Here is a 20502-nt window from a genome sequence, read left to right on the forward strand (position 1 = left end):
TCTGTGTACAGCTATGCAATGGCTTGAACCGCTTCTTCTTGGGTTTCATAAATCGCAAAGATCGCGCTGAACCCTGACATATCAAAGACATCCTTCACATGTTCATTCATGCTCGCCAGCGCCAGCTTGCCCTGAATGACTTTAATCATTTTGGCTGCTACCAGCAAGCTTCTAAGACCTGCACTGCTGACATACTCAAGTCCTTGCAAATTGAACACAAACTTCCCGTTTCCTTGCTCGACAAGCTTCATAAAAGCCGATTCCAGAACCGCCGACGTATTCGCATCCAAACGGCCATTTAAGCCAAGAAGAACCGTATCCCCTTGCAATTGCTCTGTAATATTCATAAGATTCCCTCCTCTTGAACACGTCGTTTCACCATCATAAGCACATTTTCGTTGTTCAAACGTTCATAGCGGATATCATCCATCACTTGTCTCACAAAGTGGATGCCCAGACCTCCGATACTGCGTTCGTCAACGCTTAAATCGATACTCGGAGCGGACCTCAGCAAAGGGTTGAAAGCGATGCCCCGATCCGTAAGGCGGAGTTCCCAACCATTAGAAACCACCTCAATATCAATTCGTATCGCTTGGTCTACAAGCACATCCTCTGGATACCCATAGAGAATAATGTTCGTAACCAGCTCGTCGCAGACCAAATTCACGCGATACAAGGTCATTTCATCAAGTTGCAATGTTCTCGATACGTCTTGCAAGAAAGCGCCTAACCGCTGCAGTTCCTTCAGATCATTGCTCAGCATGATACTCTCGACGGTCATGATATTCGCCCCTTTGCAGATAGTCATCGCCAGCTGAACTCAAGCCATTTTGAGAAGCATGTTTTCCAGCAGCCTCACTCTTGCGCTAGAGGCATGCAGCAGCCCGATGCCAATCTCCGGATATAGTCTCACTAGACGGGACAGACTTTCACCTTGCAGCGTCAGCACCCGAACCTCGTCAAAGATAACCTGCGCAGTAATCGAAGAAGGCGAGCCGTCCAATGCGGTTGTTTCACCAAATGCCTGCTTAGGCCCAAGCACACCGATCGTTCCGGTTTCTCCCTCACCTGTCTCATTGCTCAGCTCTACGTTGCCTTCAATAATCAGATACATGGCTGCATTGCTATGCCCGCGACGGAGCAAATAAGTCAGGTCTTCATGCACTTCTTCCGTAGCAATACCCGCAATCAAACCAAGTTCGTCTACCGAAAGATCCGCGAATAAAGACACTTGCTTCAAAAATATAACTTTATCCAGCATCGTTAAAAATTTGCGCTCTTCTCTCATATCAACACGCTCCAATGAACTTAGTGCGTAACTGGCAATCTCACTGAGCCAATCATCCGACCATAATCTAGCCTCTTGTATAATAAGCATCGGCGCTTGTTTGACCGAGCTGTTGTTCGCTGCATCTTGCTTCAAAAGTTCCAGCAAAGCCAGCGCTAATCGGCGGTCACCAAGCCCTTCTGCGAGCACTTCCAACCCATTGTCGCGTACCTCTTCGCTGTCATCCTCCGTAGCTTCGCGCAAGGTCGCAACCACACGCTCGTCTGCGAACTTCGCCATGACAGCCCAGGCACCGCCAACCAGCGCTTGGTGAAGTTCTGTGCAGCGCTGGCCGGCAAGCTCGGCAAGCCCCTTCATCCCCAGCTCATACAGCGCTGTAGGCAGGGCACGTTCCTGCGTGGAAGCCAGCATCCGGTTTACGCAAGGATCGACAAGCTGTTTGCGCAGCATGCTTTCATCGAGCAGCTCCGCGAGCGCCGTCACAGCCGCGTTCCAGATAAACGGGTTCGCGTGGTTCACGTACGTCAGCAAGGCAGGCAAGGCATTATCGCCCATATCGACGAATGCTTGCAAAATCGCTTTGCGCATCTCTTGATCTGCAAGCGGCACCATGGTCAGAAGAAGCGGAATAGCTTCCACATGCTGGAGCTGCCCGATGCAGTGCGCAGCGGCAACCTTCACAGCCGGACGAGGGTCATCCAGCAATGACAATACCCACGCCGCATACGAGTGAAGCTTCAAATCAGCGACGGTATGACAGCCATAGACGGCCCACTCACCGCCGTTGTCGAGCATTTTGATAATCGCTTCGTCACAAGCTTGATAGCTTTCTTCGCTCTCCAGCGCATAAAGCGCCTTAACCCCCTCGTGCACCACTTTCGGATGATTATCCAGCAGTTTCACACGAATGAAGAAATGGGATTGGCTGCGCAAATGAGTCGCTTTGGAAATGAGCTTCACACTTTCCGCACGCACTTCCGGGTCTTCATCCTCCAGGAAAGAGGCGACTTGCACGAGATCTTGAATCGTCGCGCCCTGCAGATTCATGGCTCTTAGCACAGCTAGACGAATTCGCGAGCTTTCCTCGCCGATCATACCGATCAAGTGAGGCAGGAACGCCGAATCTTTCGCTTTCCCGATGACTTCTAGCGCAAGCTCGCGCACATAGTCATTGGGGTGCTTGAGATATCCAAGCATCGCGGACAACGCCTTGGAACTGCGAATCCCCCCAATGAAGGAGCCTGCAATCTCCGATAAATCGGCGTGCAGGGATTGCACGCTTTTCACCAGCTCACGGACATACAGATTTCTGCCAAACCAGGCAACAACAACGAGAATCGCAGCTACAGCCACTCCTAACCAAGCTAGTGGAGACAGTTCGAGCCAACCAAAGGAATGCAGCAGGGAGAGCAGAGACCCGATTAAAATCCCGCCGGAAGCCGCTACACCCTGAGCAAAATAGCGGTAGCCGTCCCTTTTGGAGATCGGCATCATTTTGAAAAACAACTGATAACAAGGCTCGGCAATGTAGTACAGCAAAATATAGAAAACAGCATAAGAGCCTGATACCATGAAAAGTCCAAGCGATTGATTCAAGAACATAGCCGTCAGTCCAAAGCCTCCGAAGAAAATGACGGTAATGGCGAGCAGCATATTGCTTGCGCCAAGCCAATTCATCAAGCGCGTTGAGACGGTTTGCAACAGCAGGCAAAACGTAAACTGAATAGCGGTAATTAAGCCATAGAAGGAAGTCAGATCTCCTTCTGCCGGAAATTTGGCTTCAGCAGCCGTAAAGTATTGATATTCCATCATAAAATAAACAGCCGGCATCAGTGTCATCAAGGCAACCGCACAAAGCAGAAACGGGCTGCGCAGCATCTGTTTGGCATAATAGCCAGCTGGAAGCTGTGTTTCTTCTTTGGGATCAGCAGCGCTCTGCGTCTTGAGACGAATATCTTCCTTCAATGTCAAGGGCACCAGATAGCGGGCTAACGCTTTGCGAAAGAAAATAAATCCGAACACCATTAACACCGGTGCTAGCGCATAGACAGCTTCGGTACCTAACAACTTACCGATTTGGTGAGCGATCAAACCCGCGGTAATCCCGCCTGTTGTCGTTGAAGCAATAAACACAGGCATCATTCGCTTCGCTTGCTGGGTTGGGCACAAATCAAATGCTGTGCTCCACAGCAGCAGCGTCAGCTGCCTGACAACAAAGTTCGAGGAGAGAAACAGAATCGGATAATAGAAGCGAAAATCAATACCGCCTGCCTTGAATCCAAGCAAAACAGCGCCATTGAGTACAAGCAGTCCAATCATGATCAGGTACAGGGTCGTCATCATTCTGGCTTTGGGCAGGCGGTTTGCCAGTTTGGCTAGCAACCAGCCCTCCAGCGGCATAATAGCCGCTTCGACAATGTAGATATAGGGCAAATACTGCACACCGAATCGCTGGTTAAAAAGCGCCATGAATGCCGTATAGTTCAAGGATTCTGCGATCCCGCTGAAATAAAAGATCGGCAGCATCATCCATAGCTTGCGAATATCTTCCGTGCGCAGTCCCATCCATCTGGTTAAGCTTCCTTGCATATCATCAGGTCCAATCTATTGGTTCATCTGTCACTTGGACAGTGGTTTGTAGAAGGCTAATCTGGCTTCGCCTTCATAATAATAATTCGGATAGGTGCCGATGAGTTCGAAACCATTTAAGGCAAACATTTTTTGAATAGGCCGATACTCAGGCAGGTCACAGGTGTAAGTTAGTATGTATCGTCCCTCTGCTTGACGGGCAAACGTTTCAAGTGCTTGAAACAGAATTTTGGCAAAACCATGTCTCCGATAATCCCGATGGACGGCCAAATAATCCCATAAGAACCCTCCGGATTGATGTTCATTCTCCTTGCAGCTGGTTACGGCGATAATCTCGCCTTCCTCATTCTCCATATACCAATGCCGATGATTGCGCTGCGTTAAGCTAAGCAGAGGAGCATGACGGAAATGTTCCAGTTCTCCCGGTGTATGCCTTTGATCATCAAAAGAGACCGGCGAGAGATAAAAATCCGTGATCCGCCTCGCATCTGATTCCGTCGTTAATTCGCGTACGTGCATGCCAGTTTCGCTCCTTTGTTATCAAGAAACAGATAAGGTACCATTCCACTCAGCTGTTGTACCATGTTGGAAAAATTCATCGCATAAATAGAAGTACAGCTGTGCCGCTTTATCTTGACGGTTCTGCTTAATAACCATCAGGAAAGCTTCTCTTGCGTCATAGAAACGTCCCACTTGATAGAAGGTGACCGCTTGCTCGAACAGCACTTTCGTCTTATCTTTCAAGGTACGAATCGTATCCAAATCCCCTTGATAGACATCGAACAGATGGAGCGGTTCTTTGACCCCTTCTACCTGTATCAAGCCCAGATTCCGATATTGGAATCCTGCCGGCTTTTCCAGAGATTGAATGACGTAATCGGTAATCAGAATGGAAGCGCCTAACGGCTCAGTCATTTTCTCTAGCATCGTAGCGACATTGACCCCATCCGAGATAACGTTGCCTTCCAAGCGCTGTTCTTCCCCAATAATTCCGAGGCGAAGCGGCCCTTTGTGCAGGCCAATGCCGAAATCAATAGGCTGGTAGCCGACTTTGGCACGATGAGAATTGTAGATTTCCAGTTCTTTGCGCATTTCAATGCAAGCCAGCAGTGCTTCATCAGCTTGATTTGGGAATAACGCCATGAAACCAGCGCCCAAATATTTATTCATAAGCCCTTGGTGGTTGCGAACATAAGGACCGAACCGTTTGAGAAACGAGTTGACGAAATTGAAATTTTCTTCCGGCGTAAGCCTCTTCGAAATATGGAAAAATCCGCGAATATTAAAAATTAGAATCGACATATTCTTCTCGACTTGATCACCGAGCGCAACATCCAGAATGCTTTCTTTATTCAGGAAATGCAGAAACTGCTGCGGCACGAATCGATAGTACGCTTGACTGAAATTCTCCACCTTCGTGATATAATCCCGGATGCGCGCGGCCATCGTATTGACGCTATCGCCCAAATCCGAAACTTCATCTCTCGTGTTAATGGTAACGACTGTATCCCAATTGCCCTTGGCGATCTCCCCCACACTGTTGCGCAGCTTGCGAATCGAGGATAGCAGGACATACGTCATAAGGAAAAGCACCAGCAGCAGACCGACAGAGATCAAAGCAATATTGCGAATGATGGAATTCAGCACCGTTTGGCGATGCTTGAGTATGCCGTCCAGGTTCTTGCTCGTTTCGAACACTCCGACAATTTGGCCGGCTGAATTGAAAATAGGAGCAATAGCGTAACGCCACTCGCCTGAGAAATCCTGCCACTGCCCTTTGGCCGGCTTCCCTTCCAATACGACTTGCTGATTCTCCGGCGTTTGTTGGAACGGATTGAACATGTGCATCCCGTCATCATCTTCCAATATGCGATAAATGACGCCGTTTTCGTATTTATAAACAGCTTTGTAAAAGCCTTGGTTGTCGTCTTGATCATTGTTTTCGAAGACAGATTGAATCTTTTTGCGGAAGGATTGATAGATCGCGCCTTTGTAATCCAGCGGGGACGTGAGGCTCTCCAGTTTATCGCCATCGATCAGGTTTTGACCGTTTTTGGCCAGCAAAGTAAGCTCGCTGAAGGTTTCTTCTTCCATTTTCTTCGAAAAACTGTTGTAGATCACAGTGGACAGCAAAATCATAGATACCGCAATGACCGGCACAAGAATGAAGATTTGTTTCATCATCAGAGGCAATCTGCGATTCAGCAAATTGAAGAAAATAATTTTAATCGCAATGAGCAGCAAAATAACTCCCACAATCGCCAGAGACCACAGCAATATAACCTTCGTTCGCGCCGCATCGCTATACTGAGCCTCAACGAGCGACGGCGTAAGTGTGCCGTCCGGCAGACGACGATTGATTTGCGCCGATTCCACGATAATCAGACTGTCATCATCAGCAATACTGCTGGAGGTGGCGTCGAAAGCAAGCTCAACTCCGCTCGCTTTGGCCTTATCCTCGTTGACCAATTCCTCAATTACATAGGGTTGTTTGGGATCGAGCCTGGAGATGGTCTTACTGTTAAAATCAATAAAAATGAGCCGCCCATGATTGTCTAGATGCATGCTTTCGGGAAAATTGCGTCTGGTGCGATCGAGGCCCGGTACCGGATACACAAGCTCTGAGCGCCCATCTTCGAAGGCGCGATAAATCTCGCCGCTGCGTGTTGAGTAATAAATTTCACCGGGCTTAAAGCCATCGGCTTCGGATATGTATTTATTCGTTGGAAGCTTAACGGAGTAAGCAATTTGAGGTGTCGAGGAAGCCGTTTCTCCCACAGGCTCCCTGTATAAGGTGAGCTTGTCGGTCTCATCATTGAAAAAGTAAACCATACCTTGGCGAATCTGCACGTTGCGCAAGGAACCCAGACGATATCTACGGGCTTGTGAATCCGTATATTCTTGCGTAAACAAGCTGCGATCGAACTGACCTTCCGGTGTGTAACGCACGATCTGCTCGGATTTCACAGCTATGCCATAAGGGTCCAATAGCGTACGAATCGTATATAAATAGCCTTGATCGTCAACAGCCATATCATTAAACCGGTAGACTTCACCGTTCTTCCCCGTGTCACTGGTGATGGAGAATTGCAGGACACCCTTGGCATTAAGCTTATGAATGGTTTTCTTGGCATTATCGATGACGAATAAATTGTCTTGATGGTCAGAGATCGCCTTCGATAAACCGTCAAAAGGCATGCTTTTGTTAAAAGGCCATAGGGTAAAGCTATCCCTGTGCATACTCAGGTAGCTTCCTGCAGCGCCCAGAAGCAGCAGGACGAGCAGCAATGCCGCAATCGATTTCTTCATCGCTCTGTAATCTCCTCTTAATTGGCAATCTGAATAATTTGCGTAGGGGCGTTCCATTCCACCTGTAGGCCCAAAGATTCAGAAATGAATCTTAAAGGCACATAGGTCTTTCCTTCCAGAAGCAAGGCAGGCGCCTCGATTTGGTAAGGTTCTCCATCTATGTAAGCCGTAGCATTGTTGATCTGACAAGTAATGGCCGCATAATCCGAGCTGACCGTAACAGTCATGCTCTCTTGCTCCCAATCCACGGCCGCTCCGAATGATTCGGATACAGATCGTATAGGTAAATAGGCCTGCCCATTTATTATAACAGGCGGAGCGTCGAATTTGATGAAAATATTAGGTGAAAGAACATTTTCTGCCGGGATCGGTCGAATGCTGACATCAAGATCCTCGGGGATCGCTGTCGTCTGGGCAAGAGCGGCTGAAAGATCCGCGAGTTTCTGCAGTTCCTCGGCGCTGTATTTGGCCTTCTCCTGCTGCTGCAGCTGGCCCAGCAGCTTGCTGACCTGCTGCTCAAGCAGCGGCTGCACCGAGGAATCCAGCGGCATGCTGGCCGCCAATTCCTGCACGGCATCGAGCTGCGCGAACAGCGCATCCTTCTGCATCGACTGCGCAGCCTCGTCGACGGCGGCCAGCGAGCGGGTCAGCGTCGCGACCCGCTCTGCGTCCTGCTGCGCCTGCGCATCGCGCAGCGCAGCTTGCAGCTTCTGCTTCGCTGCGGCGAGCGAAGCCACGCCTTCGGATGCGCCAGCCTGCGCATCCGCGAGCTGCGCCTGCGTCGCCAGCAGCGGCAACAGCGCAGCTGCTGCCGCACTGGCATCGCCGGCGGCGATGGCTTGCTCCAGCTTCACCTGCTGGAGCTCAGCCTGCTCGGCCAGCTGATCTTCGCTGGCCTCAGCCTCGGCCCCACCACCCGGTTCCGCAGGCGGCTGCGCCCCTTCCTCAGCCAGCGCTGCGATCAGCGCGTCCGGGTTGTTCACCAGCTCCATCTGCTTGAGCGCTGCTCCGGCGTCGCCGGCAAGCAGCGCTTCCGCCATGCCGAGCCGGGCCTGTGCATCCTTCAGCTGCACCGCCAAATCCGCGATCTCGGTCAGCTTCATATCTGTGACCGCAGCGGCTTTGGCAGCTTCCAGCTTCACGATGTCCTTCTTCAAGGCATCAATCTGCTGCTGCAATTGTGCAGGCGTTTCTGCGGCGGCAATCGCGCCAGGCTTCGTTATTTCTACCGTCACCTTTAATGCGGCCGATTCTTCCTTCGAGAGTGCGGCCGAACTGCCTGAATCCGTCAGAACGCTTGGATCTACAGCATTATCGAGACCGAACCAACCTGCCCCCGGCTCCGAAGGTTGATAAAAAACCCCTTGCCCCGACTTGGCCATCGTCGCCGCAGCGGCATTGTAAGCCGCAGGTGTAAGTGCTTCAAGCTGAACTTTGTAGGAACCTATGATAACCGTGCCAAGTCCTGCGTCCTCTGCGGCAGACTCCCCGCTACCTGCGCCCGCCTCATTATTGATGGCGGCTGCGAGCTGACCCGAGTTCCCTTTGCCTTCAAGGGGAAACTCAGCAATCTTTTTCCCTTTTTGATACAGATTGACCTTGAGATTATCTATTTGACTAAATCTCAGTGTCAGATTCCGCACTGATTTCGTCAATTTCGTACGCTTGCCAATCGCATGACCGTCTTTGGTAAACACAGCGTACTCGGTTGCCCCCAGCTTTTTATTCACATTTAGGCTAAAATCACTAAGCAGCGGGCCGACCGCTGGCTTCAACTTCCACGTGCCCACAGGTGCTTGGGGTTTTTGCGATTTAACCGCTGCGAGCCCATCATCCAGATTGCGATACGGCAGGATGCCCTTTGTCAGCGTTTGACTAACAGCCCCGCCCGTATCCAAATCCAGCTTGCCTAAAGCCGTTTTATAACTAACCTGCGCAGCAAGTATCTGTCTATCCGCCGTAACCACGGCTTCTTGGAACGCTGGAAGCTCATCTGTTTTCATCAGACTTAACTTGACCTTTTGTGCAGCCTTATCTAAATTGGTTTTGGCATTGTCGCGATCGCGCAGAGCTTGGGCATAGCCCTCTTCGGCTCCTTTGGCTTCAAGAAAAGATTGCCTCACGGCAGCGATCACCGCTGTTCGACTTTCTTTTTCCTGCAGCACCGCTTTGTTCTGCTCCATCGTCGCAATCGGCAGCGCATCCCGCAGATCGTCCAAATAGCGAAGTCCGTCAAACTCTCCTTGGAGCAGAGATTTGGGAATCGGTATGACACCAAGCAGCAGGAAAAAACCTTCCCAATCTTTCTTCACCTGCGCTAGCGTCGTTTCATAGCTGGCCATAAACAATTCCATGTCCACATCCTGCGACTTATACATGCCGTCCATGACCTTCATTCGTGCGGGACCAAATTTCGAACTGTATAAATTACGGGTCGTATTCAGCTTGTTGTCAGCCAAACGGCGAGCCTCCGAATCTTTGAGCAAATTGACTGTTGATTTCAGCGCGCTTGCTATGTAAGCGGGCAGTTTGTCTTGCTTCAAATCTGCATAATCGGGTTCAAAAGAAAGCTCGACCTTATTTTCCATCTCGATATTCAGCAGCTTGCCGAGCGCTAACCGACTCGATTTGGCCGACAGTTGTGCTTGTTTGTAAGCGGAAGATGCCTTCTCCAGCGCCGTGTCCGCTTTCTCCTGTTCGGCTGCATCTGCAAGTCCAAACTTGCGCTTCTTTTTCACTGTGTCCACAACCGTCTTGGCTTCTTCCCACCGCTTGCGCGCTTGCTCTTCCGCCGCCGCATCCTGATAAGTTGTTAAATATGCTTTCTGAACATCGATCTGAACGGAGTTCATCGACTGCCGCAGTGTTTCCTCGGCAAGATACAACCCTTTGGCCGCCTCCGGCACCTTCAAACGCGTCAGCAGATCCTGACTTAAATTGCGTGGCTTGGCAAAAAGACCGGAAGCTTTGGCCTCCTCGCTTTTCACCGCATGCCGGGCTTGTTCCAGCTCTATTTTTTTCTGCAAAATATCTGTCCGTGCATCCCGCAACACCGCGCTGATTTTGACCCCCTGAGCCATCGCTTCCTGCATCGTTAAGGTTTTTACCGTCAACGCTTCCACGCGGGGACCATTTGTCAATAATGATGATGCTCCGAGCAGTAGAATAAGACCCCATTTTACCCATTTGACCTCGAACACACTGATTCCCTCCGCTCCGCATTTCTCTCCTTTTATAGTACAATATCTCCTTCACTCTCGCACTCACTTTTGGAGAAAATTAGCGAAACCCATCGAATATAGTAATAGATTGCTGCTGAACCGCTTTTCTAGTAGTATGAAAGTAATAGAATTGCAACGAATAGGAGAGATCCGAATGGGAAACCTCGTCTGTGGCGGAGCGATGCTGCAATGCTCGTTCGGCGCTGCGCCCGGCACCCTGATGGTGCTGCCAGCCAATATGGTCATGACCGCGATGCCAATAGCCAATATTATGGATAATAAGCCTCTGGTGAACATTTTACCGTTTGGCATGTGCAACTCCCTGGCTAATCCGACTGTGGCTGCCGCTACTGCCGCTGCGTTTGGCGTGCTGACCCCCATGCCCTGCCTACCTGTGACCGCTGCTCCCTGGGTTCCCGGCTCACCAACCGTGCTCGTCGCCAACATGCCCGCTCTGAACAATTCCTCCAAGTGCATGTGCAACTGGGGCGGCGTCATTCAAATCCAACATCCTGGTCAAATGACCATCCAAGTCCCATAACTTTATCGCCATCACCCCATTAATCATCCCCACTAGGAGTGAACACATTTGGAGATCCAGCCGGTCAAAACGATTGAAAAAGTGCTAAGGCCCGTCGTAGCACCGTTCATCGGTCATGTCATGAAAGCCATCGCAACTATTGGAAGACTCCCTAAATTAGCGATTATCAAGTTCCAGCAGATCCTGAGAGTCATGCTGCAAACACGTGAAACTTCACTCAAAAACTATGTGCTGATCGGCTCCTACTATATTTCCAAACGCCTGCTGCTATTCGTCACCCTGCTGATTCTCGTATTGATCTTTTTTATCTTTATCCGCCCGCCGGCGATCGTGAACAAATGGCTTCATCGCGTGCCAATTCTCCAAGAGAACTCAACCAAATTGACCAGCTTCTCGGGCAGCGGCAAAGTGGTTGGCACGGAAAAAGATGCCCGCTATGAAGGCGATTTGGTCGACGGCCTGTACGCCGGGAAAGGCAAGCTGTTCCACAAAAACGGCCAAATTGCTTATGAAGGCGATTTTGAAAAAGGGCAGAAATCAGGCAGCGGCTCCGTCTACGACGAGCATGGCACCTTGCAGTACAAAGGCGCTTTCGCCGGCGATGCCTATAATGGAGCTGGCACGCAGTATGATCAGAACCAGAAAGTGCTGTACATCGGTGAGTTTCAAAATGGCAAATACGGCGGCGCCGGGAAATTATTTGCGCCCAGCGGCGATCTTAAATATGAAGGCGCGTTTAACGGAGGACTCTACAACGGAGCTGGCAAGCTGTTCACCTCTGGCGGCATCGCCCTCTACGAGGGCGAATTTGCGGCCGGTCAGTACAGCGGCGCCGGGAAGCTGTTTGATCCGAAGGGCCTTCTCATCTATGAAGGCGGCTTTAAGAACGGCAGCTATTCCGGAGACGGCACGGAGTTCTATACGAATGGCCTGATCAAATACAAAGGCCAATTCCTTGCAGGCACGTATGGCGGGGAAGGCACCGCATACGATGACAAAGGCGTGCCGCGTACCAAAGGCACGTTCCAAAGCGGCGCGCTGAATGGCGCCGGAGAGGCGTATAACGAGTTGGGCAAACTCGTCTACAAGGGCGATTTCAAAGCCGGCGTCTATGACGGCATTGGCACGTTGTTCGATGCAGACGGCGCGCCGCTGCTGCGGAGCTTTTTTGCAGGCGGCCAGGCCAGCCTGCAGAGCTTCCTCGGTTTGTCCAGCAAGAAAGTCGAAGACTTGCTGGGCAAACCTGGCGAAGTGACGCTGCAGGATGCGAGCGTCCTGCTTGCAGGGCAGGAGCCGCCGGCGACGAGCGACTCCGCTGCTGCGGAGTCGGCGGCCGCTGATCCAGCGGGTGGCACGGGTGGCGTCGCGGGTGCTGGCACGGGCGACGCCGGAGTATCAGCAGCAAGCGTTAAGCTGCTGCTGAGCTATCCGGCCTACCAGCTGTCGCTGCTGGTCGAGCCGTCCAAGGCCAATCCCAAAGAGGCCGTCGTGACCTCCCTCAGCATTTGGGGCTCGAAGCCATTGGCGCTGCTGCAGCCAGTCATCGAGACCGTCAAAAAGCGCGGAGAACCTAACGATGCCGGCTACAGCGTGATGGAAACAGCCGTAGGCGCCGGAACTGGCGCCTACGCGAACACCTACTACAAAGGTGATTATCTCTTCACCTTCACGTACTTCAACAAAACCAAAGAAGCCCACCTGCTGCAGGTGAGCTCCACCAAATAAAGCAAAGGCTGCCTCCGAATATTGCTCTCGGATGGCAGCCTTCTTTGTGCGAATGGTTGGAATCTCTACGCACATAAGCCGAATTGCATTGGAGTAAATCCAATACAATCCGCTAATGAAGCAAAACGAGCCTATTAGACGCGCTTCGCATCGTCAACAATCTAGCTACTCTCCCTTGCAGCCGCTCTACAATGCCAGCTTGCCCATAATCGTCGGGCAATCGGCCCCAGTCGCCGAAGGCAAGTTGTTCGGCACGCCGTGAATGAAATCGTTGCCGAGCAGAGCGAACAGAATCGCTTCCTTGGCATCGCTGGAAATACCGAGTTCATCAGAGGTAAGAATCGCTTGCTCAGGGAGCAACTCCTGCAGCATGCATAGCAGTGTACGATTGCGCGCACCGCCGCCGCTCACGATGACTTCCGCCATATCATATTGCGGGAAGATGAAATCTTGGTATGACCGTGCGATGGAATGCGCTGTGAACGCCGTCGCTGTAGCGACGATATCTTCATGAGCAAGCCCGCGCTCCAAGGCAGCTTTGAGCCATGCCGCGGTATACGCTTTGCCGAACAGTTCGCGTCCCGTTGTCTTGGGTGGAAGCTGCGTGAAATAAGGATGAGCCAGCATCTCCTCGAGCATCTCTGTGTTCACTTGCCCGCGAGCTGCCCATGCGCCATCTGCATCATAAGACAGCTTGCCCTCGGACAGCTCGTAAACCACTTGGTCCATAATCATATTGCCCGGACCCGTATCGAAAGCGATGAGGTTGCCAGCATCCGTTGCAGTTCCCGTCCCTTGAGCCGGGATCGCCGTGCAATTGCCAATCCCGCCGATATTCTGCAGGATGCGCCCTTTGGCAGCGTCTCTGAACATAATAAAATCACCATAAGGCGCAAGCGGAGCGCCTTGACCGCCAGCCGCCATATCGGCGGTGCGGAAGTCGCCTACGACGGTCACGCCCGTCCGCTTGGCGATGACGGATAGATCGCCGATTTGCAGCGTCGATTTCGGTAGAAACGGATTGGTTTCATCTGCTACAGGGATGTGCCAAACCGTTTGACCATGCGAGCTGATGAGATCGATCTCATCCACCCGCATGTTGGCCGCTGCGGCAGTTTGCACAACCGCATCAGCAAATTTCTCCGCGATGGCAAAGTTCATGCCGCATAGAAGAGCTACATCCGAATGCTCAATTGAGCACATCTGTTTGAGCTTTTCGCGCAATTCGTCATCATACGGGAAGCTTTCGAAATGGAGCAGCCGAACTTTGGCATCGACGCCGCAGCCATCGATGCGAACGATGGCCACATCGATGCCATCAAGGGAAGTACCCGACATGAGGCCTGCAACCGTCAGCGACGTTTGTTTCAAAAGGGATGGAAGGTTCACAGTTCGTCCCCCCATCTCCAGCCTGCGGGATAATCCGCGCCGAGCGTGATCGGCAGGCGCCCTTGCGGGATCAACTCACCCAACAAGCATCTTGCTATGCTTTGCAGCGCCAATGGACGGCTTTCGTACGCGGCGATGAAGGTAGAAATATCCGGCAGCTCAAGCAGGTCGTAAGGCACGCGCAGCGCGACGACGATCAGCGGCTTGCCGAGCTCTTGCAGAGCGCGCACGAGTTCAACCTGTGCGGGGTGGAATCTCGCGTTGTACGTGCCGACAACGATCTGCTCTACATGCTGCGCGTCGGCGAGTACTGATGCGTGGAGCTCGCTGACGTCTTGCAGCGGCAGCACGCGATCGAGCACGTCAAGGCCGTGCTCAGCCAGCGCAGCTCCCAAGCTCGCAGGCCCCGCGTAGGCTTCGTCGACGCCCGACGAAACGGCTGCTGCCACGGTGACGGCGAGCGTTCTTGCGCGCCGCAGTGGCAGCAGCTGGTGCTCATCCTTGACGAGCGTGATGCTCGCCTCGCTCAAGCGCTGTGCGACCGCGCAGTGCGCGGCGGTCCCCACATCTGCTGCTGCGCCGAGCTGCGGCCCAACTACGCCTCGCCGCTCCTTGAGCGCGAGCAGTCTGCTGACGGAAGCGTCAATCTGCGCTTCCGTTATTCGCCCCTCGCTCACAGCCTGCTCGATCGCGGCAATGGCAGAGATCTGGAGGTCTCGTCTATGGCTGATCAGAATCAGATCAGCGCCAGCCTCGACCGCCATGACGCTGGCTTCAACCGTGCCATAATGCTCCGAGATGGCGTGCATTTCCATGCAGTCTGTCATCACAACGCCTTCGTAGCCCAGTTCTTCACGCAGCAAATCGGTTAACACCGATTTGGATAAAGTCACTGGCAGCTTTTGCGACTCCAACGCCGGGAAATAAATGTGCGATGACATGATCGCATCAACGCCATTTTCAATGGCTTTTACAAAAGGAACTAACTCCACTGCGCGAATCCGTTCTTGGTCATGCGTAATGGTCGGCAAGTCCAAATGGGAATCCACGCTCGTATCCCCATGTCCTGGAAAATGTTTAGCCGTCGCGACAACATTCGCATCTTGATAGCCAGCAATCGCCTGTTGACCGAATTCAGCCACTAGCTGACTGGACTCCCCAAAGGAACGCACCCCTATAACCGGGTTGTCCGGATTATTATTAATATCCAGCACTGGTGCGAAATTGAGATTGATGCCCAGTGTTCTCAGCTCAGTCCCCGACACGAAGGCCGATTCATAAGCAGCGTGATTAACGGGAGCTGCCTCATTCCTTGCTCCTGCTTCCGCACTCCCCAAAACACCTGCGGCCAAGGCCATTTGCCCTGGCATCAAAGCGACACCTTCCGTAATCCGGGCTACCATCCCGCCCTCTTGATCGATCGAAATCCACAACGGCACGGTGTCTGCATGTTCAGCAATTTGCTGTAAACGGTTCGATAAGCCAGCAACCTGCCCGGTATTTTCCACATTACGCGCAAAATAAATAACACCGCCAATACGGTGCTCTGTTATGAGCGTCTCCAGTTCTTCCGTTGCGGCTGTGCCTTGAAACCCGCATAGCAGCATCTGTCCTATTTTCTCTCGCAAAGTCATCGTATGAACCTGTTTCATCCGCTATCTCTCTCCCTTATCCGAACACTCTTGTCAGCTATCTTCCCAGACGGTTTAAGGCCATCCATACCGCACCGTTAGCTGCATCGTTTTTAGCTGTTATACACGTTAACTGTGGATAAATCTCCTTCAGCTGCGCAGCGAACAAGCTCTGCACATAGGTGTTTTTCATCAGAACACTCCCCGCCATGGCGAGAGATCCCCTTTGCAGAGACAGCTTCTCAACGACAGGAACGGCGATTTCACATAAAGCCTGTGCGCTTTTAGCAGCAATGCCTAGAGCTGCTTTATCGCCAAGCTCACAAGCTGCCGACAGTATAGGAGCAAGGGCCGCAATATCTTTCTTGTTCGTCTGTTTGTCGTACACAAACCCAATAATCTGCTGGACAGACGAAAGGTGAAGCTGTTCATACACCATGCCCGTTATAACGGTTTCTGGCAAGCGGCCATCCTGCGAACGGACCAATGCGGCGAGCAAATCGCGCCCGATGCTGTAGCCGCTGCCCTCATCGTCAATCAGGTAGCCATAACCGCCGCTGCGGTGAGTGAAGCCCGCTTCATTTCTGCCATAACAAATCGACCCGGTACCTGCAATAAGGATAATCCCGAACTCACTTTCATGAGCGCCGCATAGCGCCGTTTCCTGATCCCCTGTTATAAGCAGCTCTCCCTGATAACCACAGGCTCGAACATTCGCCTCCAGCCGGGCGATAACCGAAGGATTACTGACTCCTGCTGCTCCAATAACAATTTGCGCGCACGCATCAAGTCCCTCGCAAACAGCAGCAATCGTTTCGAAGATCTCTTGCAAACTTTGGCGAATACTAAGCTCGTCTTGTCCGTTATAGTTAATAGCACCGGATGTGAAGGCGTGTACCAACTTGCCGGTCTCATCTGCCACATTTACGGCGGTTTTGGTGCCGCCGCCATCAAGTCCTGCGACATATCTCTTCATCTGAACACGTCCTTTGTTCTTGGGTGCGCTTATGGATATAAATGATATCGCTCTTTGATTTGTCCAAAGCGTTGGCTTTCCTCACGAAATTGCTCCAGCAGCGCCGGAACATCCACGCTGTCTTCCCGGTATGCCTTATCACCGCCCAATAAATCAATAAAAGGCCGCGATCCCTCTTTCACCGGTGGCAGAAAAGCGAATTGTTCATAGTTGTTTTTGATCGCAAACAGTAAAGCAACACCGGTCTCTAATGGCCGTATCGTCCGTGCATCGAGCACATGCAGCTGTACGCCACTGCAGGGCTCTCCTTGAAACTTGGAGAATGTCGGTTTGAAATAAACCGGACGGAACAGAACCCCCGGCAGCTTCTTCGCGTTCATATCATCCGCCAGCTTCTGGGCATCGATGAATGGCGCTCCAACGATTTCGAAAGGGACCGTTGTCCCTCTGCCCTCAGATAGATTCGTCCCTTCGAACAAACAGGTGCCAGGGTAGAGCAAGGCGGTCTCAAACCGCGGAATCCCCATGGACGGCATCACCCACTGGCGGCCTGTTTCAGGAAACAGCATCTGCCTCTCCCAGCCTTGACAGCGTACCACATGCAGCTCGCATTGCCAGTTCATTTGATCATTCACCATTGTGGCTAACTCACCAACCGTCAGGCCATATCTGACACAGAGCGGATAGTTGCCTACAAAGGATTGGTAACCCAGTTTTAACTGATTCCCTTCTATGGTCACACCATCTAAGGGGTTAATCCGGTCCAAAATGACAAAAGGCTTGCCTGCCCTCGCACAGTCTTCCAAAGCATACAGCATCGTATAAATAAACGTATAATAGCGAACACCTACATCCTGGATATCATAGACCACCATGTCGACTTCATCCAGCATGGCTTGCGTTAACCGTTTGGAATCTTTGCGATATAAACTATAGACCGGCACTTTGGTTATCGGATCCAGATACGTTTCTACCTGAGCGCCAGCAGCTTGATCTCCACGCACCCCATGTTCAGGGGAAAATAAAGCGGTTAGCTGGAATTGTTCATGTAAAATTTGAATCGTGGATACAAAGCCACTGTTTAATCCGGTTGGCGCGGTGATGAGACCCAAACGTTTCCCTTTGAAGAGATGTGCATACTGCCTGATACCATCGATACCGTTAAGGATCATTGCCATTTCCTCACTCCTGTTTGATTGAAAAAAACCTCTGCCCGAGCCTTATGTTGGATAAGCGGCTGCGTGCAGAGGTCGGATACTGTCTATAATTCAGTTTTGAGCACACGCATATTTTCTTCCGGGATCATGAACGTTTGTGCATATTGCTTTCTGGCTTCCAGGCCGCGGACTCTCATCAAATGTTTGTAATACTCCAAATACTGGAATGATTTGCTGCCTGTTACGAACCAATGCGTAGATACCGCCTTCACCCATAGATCATAAGCTTCTACGTCGAAGTCGACATACACATACGGACGATAGTCGACCGCATCCTCCCAGTTCTCGGCATAATACAATCTCTGGGCAAAATGTGCCGGAAGCTCCCGCTCGAACGTCGGCAAGGCGGCAAAAAAGCGGGCATCGTTCACGATACGGTGCGTTGTCATATGATCCTTGTGCATGCTGTTCTTCCAATGGGTAATAATTACGTTAGGTCGAACCTGACGAATGACATCGCATACACGGAAACGCATCTCTTGGGTATCCGGCAGTTCGCCGTCCGGAATATCGTCGAATACGAACGCTTCCCCGCCCAGCATCTCGGCAAACGTCTTGGCCTCTTTCACTTTCTGCACGCGGTATTCAGCCATATCTTGTCCTGCCGGAACACCGCGTTCGCCTGCCGTCAGTGCCAGGGTCGCAATGCGATCCCCCTTCAAAAAGTGGCTTGCCAATACGCCCCCTGCCGTTAATTCGGCATCGCCCACGTGGCCCCCAATGGCCAGAATCGTTAACTTTTCTTCGCTCATGATACAAACTCCCTTCTCATAACAGAAAATTGTTTGACGGTTGTAAAACCAGCTTTTTCATAAATGCGGATTGCCGGATTCGTACTGCCGGTATACAAAGACATATAATCGGTTTGAATCGCATGAAAAGCTTCACAAAGCTTGAAGAAAAGGATGCTCCCTAACCCGTGTCCTTCGTGATCAGGAAGAACACCGATGCCGGCGAAATATCCACGGCCGTTCGCTTGCCGAATGACCGGCCCAGCGAATCCGACGGGTTCGCCTTTATATGCAGCAATGACCACAGGCACACCGTCTGCCACGCATTGCCCGATTTGCTTTTGCCATAGTACATTATTAAAGCCATTAAGCATATGATCAACGCCCGCATGTTTCATGGGGTCAAATAAGGCCACCTGATAACCCTGGGCACCAGCTTTGTCTTCCTTGGCTTTAATCTCTTGCGGAAGGGTGAACCCTGCTAGGTTCAAGTACATCGCACACTGTTTGGCCCGTTCCTGATAGCCATGCGCAAGCAGGTACGCATACAACCTGCTATCTACCGGCACGCCAGGCGCATTGTTGTGTTCATGATTAGGTGTATCCGGTATATACCATGGAAGCAGCATTGGGTTAAAGAATAGGATGTCTGCCTGTTTTTTGCCCAAGTGAATGAAGCGCTGCTCCAAAGCAGCTAACAACTCCCCGTAATTTCCATCGTTTTGGTGCGGTTGCGCCAACACGATACAGGTGATATAGCCTGCCACATCGCCAAGCGGCAAATCATCGCCCGTGCATCCGCAAGCAAATCCTTGGACTTGATCTGACACCAATCGAACAAACGTATTCTTCTTATCGAAATAAGGGTTGGATAAGAAAATCTCATCGAAGCTCTGCCGCGTCAGCTCTTTGTAGCCATCACGGACAGCTTCCTCATTCCATAGATCAATAACATCTTGTGTGTATGAATCATCCCAGGACACAATCATGATGATATGCTGCCTCCCCCGAAGCCTTGATTAACCTTTCACCGCTCCAACTGTTACACCTTCTAAGAAGTATCTTTGCAAGCTGAAGAACAGGATAAACATCGGCAATGCTGAGATCGTTGCACCAGCCATCATAGGCGCGATGAACGTCGTATTGGCGAAACGGAAGTTTTTCAAACCCACCTGAATCGTTTGCATATCCATCGTATTCGTGACGAGAAGCGGCCAGAAGAACGTGTTCCAGCTGTCCATGAAAGTCAGAATCGCCATAACGGCGAGAACCGTTTTCGACAGTGGCAGGATAATTCTCCAGTAGATCTCGAACTGGCTGCAGCCTTCAATTTTGGCAGATTCCATAATTTCATTCGGGATGCTGCTCATAAACTGTTTGGCTAAGAAAATATTATAAACCGTGACAATACTCGGCATAATTAATGCGCTGTACGTATTTTGCAGTTCAAACACGTTAACAACCAAGATGTACAAGGGAACTTGTGTCACCTGATAAGGAATCATCATCGAAACAAGCAGCACAGCGAACAAGGGACCTCTTCCTTTGAAACGAAGCTTGGAGAAGGCATACCCGGCCATACTGGCAAAAATCACGTTCGAAATCATCACCGTTGTGGCAACGATTAGCGAGTTCAAGATCCAGCGATACGAATATTCACTGTAATCAAAGAAGAATTTGAAAGAAGCGAATGTAAATTTACTTGGCAAAATAGAATAACTGACCGCCCCGGCCTCGACCGGATCCGCAAAGGAAGAGATCACCATGAAATAAATTGGAAATATGGTCGCCAAAGCGAAAAGAAGAAGGGCGATAAAAATGATTGTATTTCGCGTAGTCTTGACTTTCGGATTTCCTGCATGATTGCTGTACAATGCCATTTTTG

The 20502-nt window shown here is 51.2% G+C and carries 15 protein-coding genes; 2 read left to right on the forward strand and 13 right to left on the reverse strand.

From position 1 onward, the window contains the following. Positions 1–11: 11 nt before the first annotated feature. The 6 genes from LOZ80_RS27075 to LOZ80_RS27100 are packed head-to-tail and all read right to left on the reverse strand — an operon-like array spanning position 12 to position 10386. Positions 12–347: an STAS domain-containing protein gene (locus tag LOZ80_RS27075; protein ID WP_238167577.1), complete on the reverse strand. Its 336-nt coding sequence runs from the start codon at positions 345–347 to the stop codon at positions 12–14. Next, positions 344–781 (reverse strand): ATP-binding protein, encoded by a 438-nt coding sequence (locus LOZ80_RS27080; RefSeq protein WP_238167578.1) that lies wholly within the window; start codon positions 779–781, stop codon positions 344–346. The genes LOZ80_RS27075 and LOZ80_RS27080 overlap by 4 nt, the downstream gene beginning before the upstream one ends. 39 nt (positions 782–820) lie before the next feature. Next, on the reverse strand, positions 821–3877 hold the full coding sequence (locus LOZ80_RS27085) for a HEAT repeat domain-containing protein (RefSeq protein ID WP_238167579.1): 3057 nt from the start codon (positions 3875–3877) through the stop codon (positions 821–823). A gap of 30 nt (positions 3878–3907) precedes the next feature. Beyond that, positions 3908–4396, reverse strand: a complete 489-nt coding sequence (locus LOZ80_RS27090) for a GNAT family N-acetyltransferase (protein WP_238167580.1) — start codon at positions 4394–4396, stop codon at positions 3908–3910. 21 nt (positions 4397–4417) lie between these two features. Next, positions 4418–7186 (reverse strand): adenylate/guanylate cyclase domain-containing protein, encoded by a 2769-nt coding sequence (locus LOZ80_RS27095; protein ID WP_238167581.1) that lies wholly within the window; start codon positions 7184–7186, stop codon positions 4418–4420. Between the two features lie 17 nt (positions 7187–7203). Beyond that, positions 7204–10386 (reverse strand): stalk domain-containing protein, encoded by a 3183-nt coding sequence (locus tag LOZ80_RS27100; RefSeq protein WP_238167582.1) that lies wholly within the window; start codon positions 10384–10386, stop codon positions 7204–7206. A gap of 241 nt (positions 10387–10627) precedes the next feature. Here LOZ80_RS27100 and LOZ80_RS27105 point away from each other — a divergent pair, with 241 nt between their 5' ends. Both LOZ80_RS27105 and LOZ80_RS27110 read left to right on the forward strand, forming a co-directional pair. Continuing rightward, entirely contained in the window at positions 10628–10948 is a 321-nt protein-coding gene (locus LOZ80_RS27105) for a DUF4280 domain-containing protein (protein ID WP_238173130.1), read from the forward strand. A 48-nt stretch (positions 10949–10996) separates the two neighbouring features. Continuing rightward, positions 10997–12673 carry an MORN repeat-containing protein gene (locus LOZ80_RS27110; RefSeq protein WP_238167583.1) on the forward strand — a complete coding sequence of 559 codons (1677 nt, stop codon included), beginning with the start codon at positions 10997–10999 and terminating at the stop codon, positions 12671–12673. A gap of 186 nt (positions 12674–12859) precedes the next feature. Here LOZ80_RS27110 and LOZ80_RS27115 read toward each other — a convergent pair whose 3' ends face one another. The 7 genes from LOZ80_RS27115 to LOZ80_RS27145 all read right to left on the reverse strand — a co-directional run bounded on the left by LOZ80_RS27115 (position 12860) and on the right by LOZ80_RS27145 (position 20497). Then, the gene (locus LOZ80_RS27115) at positions 12860–14077 is read right to left on the reverse strand and encodes an anhydro-N-acetylmuramic acid kinase (RefSeq protein ID WP_443146980.1); all 1218 of its coding nucleotides are present in this window, start codon (positions 14075–14077) and stop codon (positions 12860–12862) included. Further along, complete coding sequence (nagZ, locus tag LOZ80_RS27120; protein ID WP_238167584.1) at positions 14059–15714, reverse strand: beta-N-acetylhexosaminidase; 1656 nt, start codon at positions 15712–15714, stop codon at positions 14059–14061. Before nagZ ends, LOZ80_RS27115 begins: the two co-directional genes overlap by 19 nt. A 37-nt stretch (positions 15715–15751) precedes the next feature. Next, entirely contained in the window at positions 15752–16669 is a 918-nt protein-coding gene (locus LOZ80_RS27125) for an N-acetylglucosamine kinase (protein ID WP_238167585.1), read from the reverse strand. A gap of 29 nt (positions 16670–16698) precedes the next feature. Beyond that, the gene (locus tag LOZ80_RS27130; protein ID WP_238173132.1) at positions 16699–17841 is read right to left on the reverse strand and encodes an exo-beta-N-acetylmuramidase NamZ family protein; all 1143 of its coding nucleotides are present in this window, start codon (positions 17839–17841) and stop codon (positions 16699–16701) included. A gap of 89 nt (positions 17842–17930) precedes the next feature. After that, positions 17931–18638: a PIG-L deacetylase family protein gene (locus LOZ80_RS27135; protein WP_238167586.1), complete on the reverse strand. Its 708-nt coding sequence runs from the start codon at positions 18636–18638 to the stop codon at positions 17931–17933. Then, on the reverse strand, positions 18635–19606 hold the full coding sequence (locus LOZ80_RS27140; RefSeq protein ID WP_238167587.1) for a GNAT family N-acetyltransferase: 972 nt from the start codon (positions 19604–19606) through the stop codon (positions 18635–18637). Before LOZ80_RS27140 ends, LOZ80_RS27135 begins: the two co-directional genes overlap by 4 nt. A gap of 30 nt (positions 19607–19636) precedes the next feature. Continuing rightward, positions 19637–20497, reverse strand: a complete 861-nt coding sequence (locus LOZ80_RS27145) for a carbohydrate ABC transporter permease (protein ID WP_238167588.1) — start codon at positions 20495–20497, stop codon at positions 19637–19639. Positions 20498–20502 lie beyond the last annotated feature (5 nt).

This window comes from Paenibacillus sp. HWE-109, assembly GCF_022163125.1.
Taxonomy (GTDB): Bacteria; Bacillota; Bacilli; order Paenibacillales; family NBRC-103111; genus Paenibacillus_E.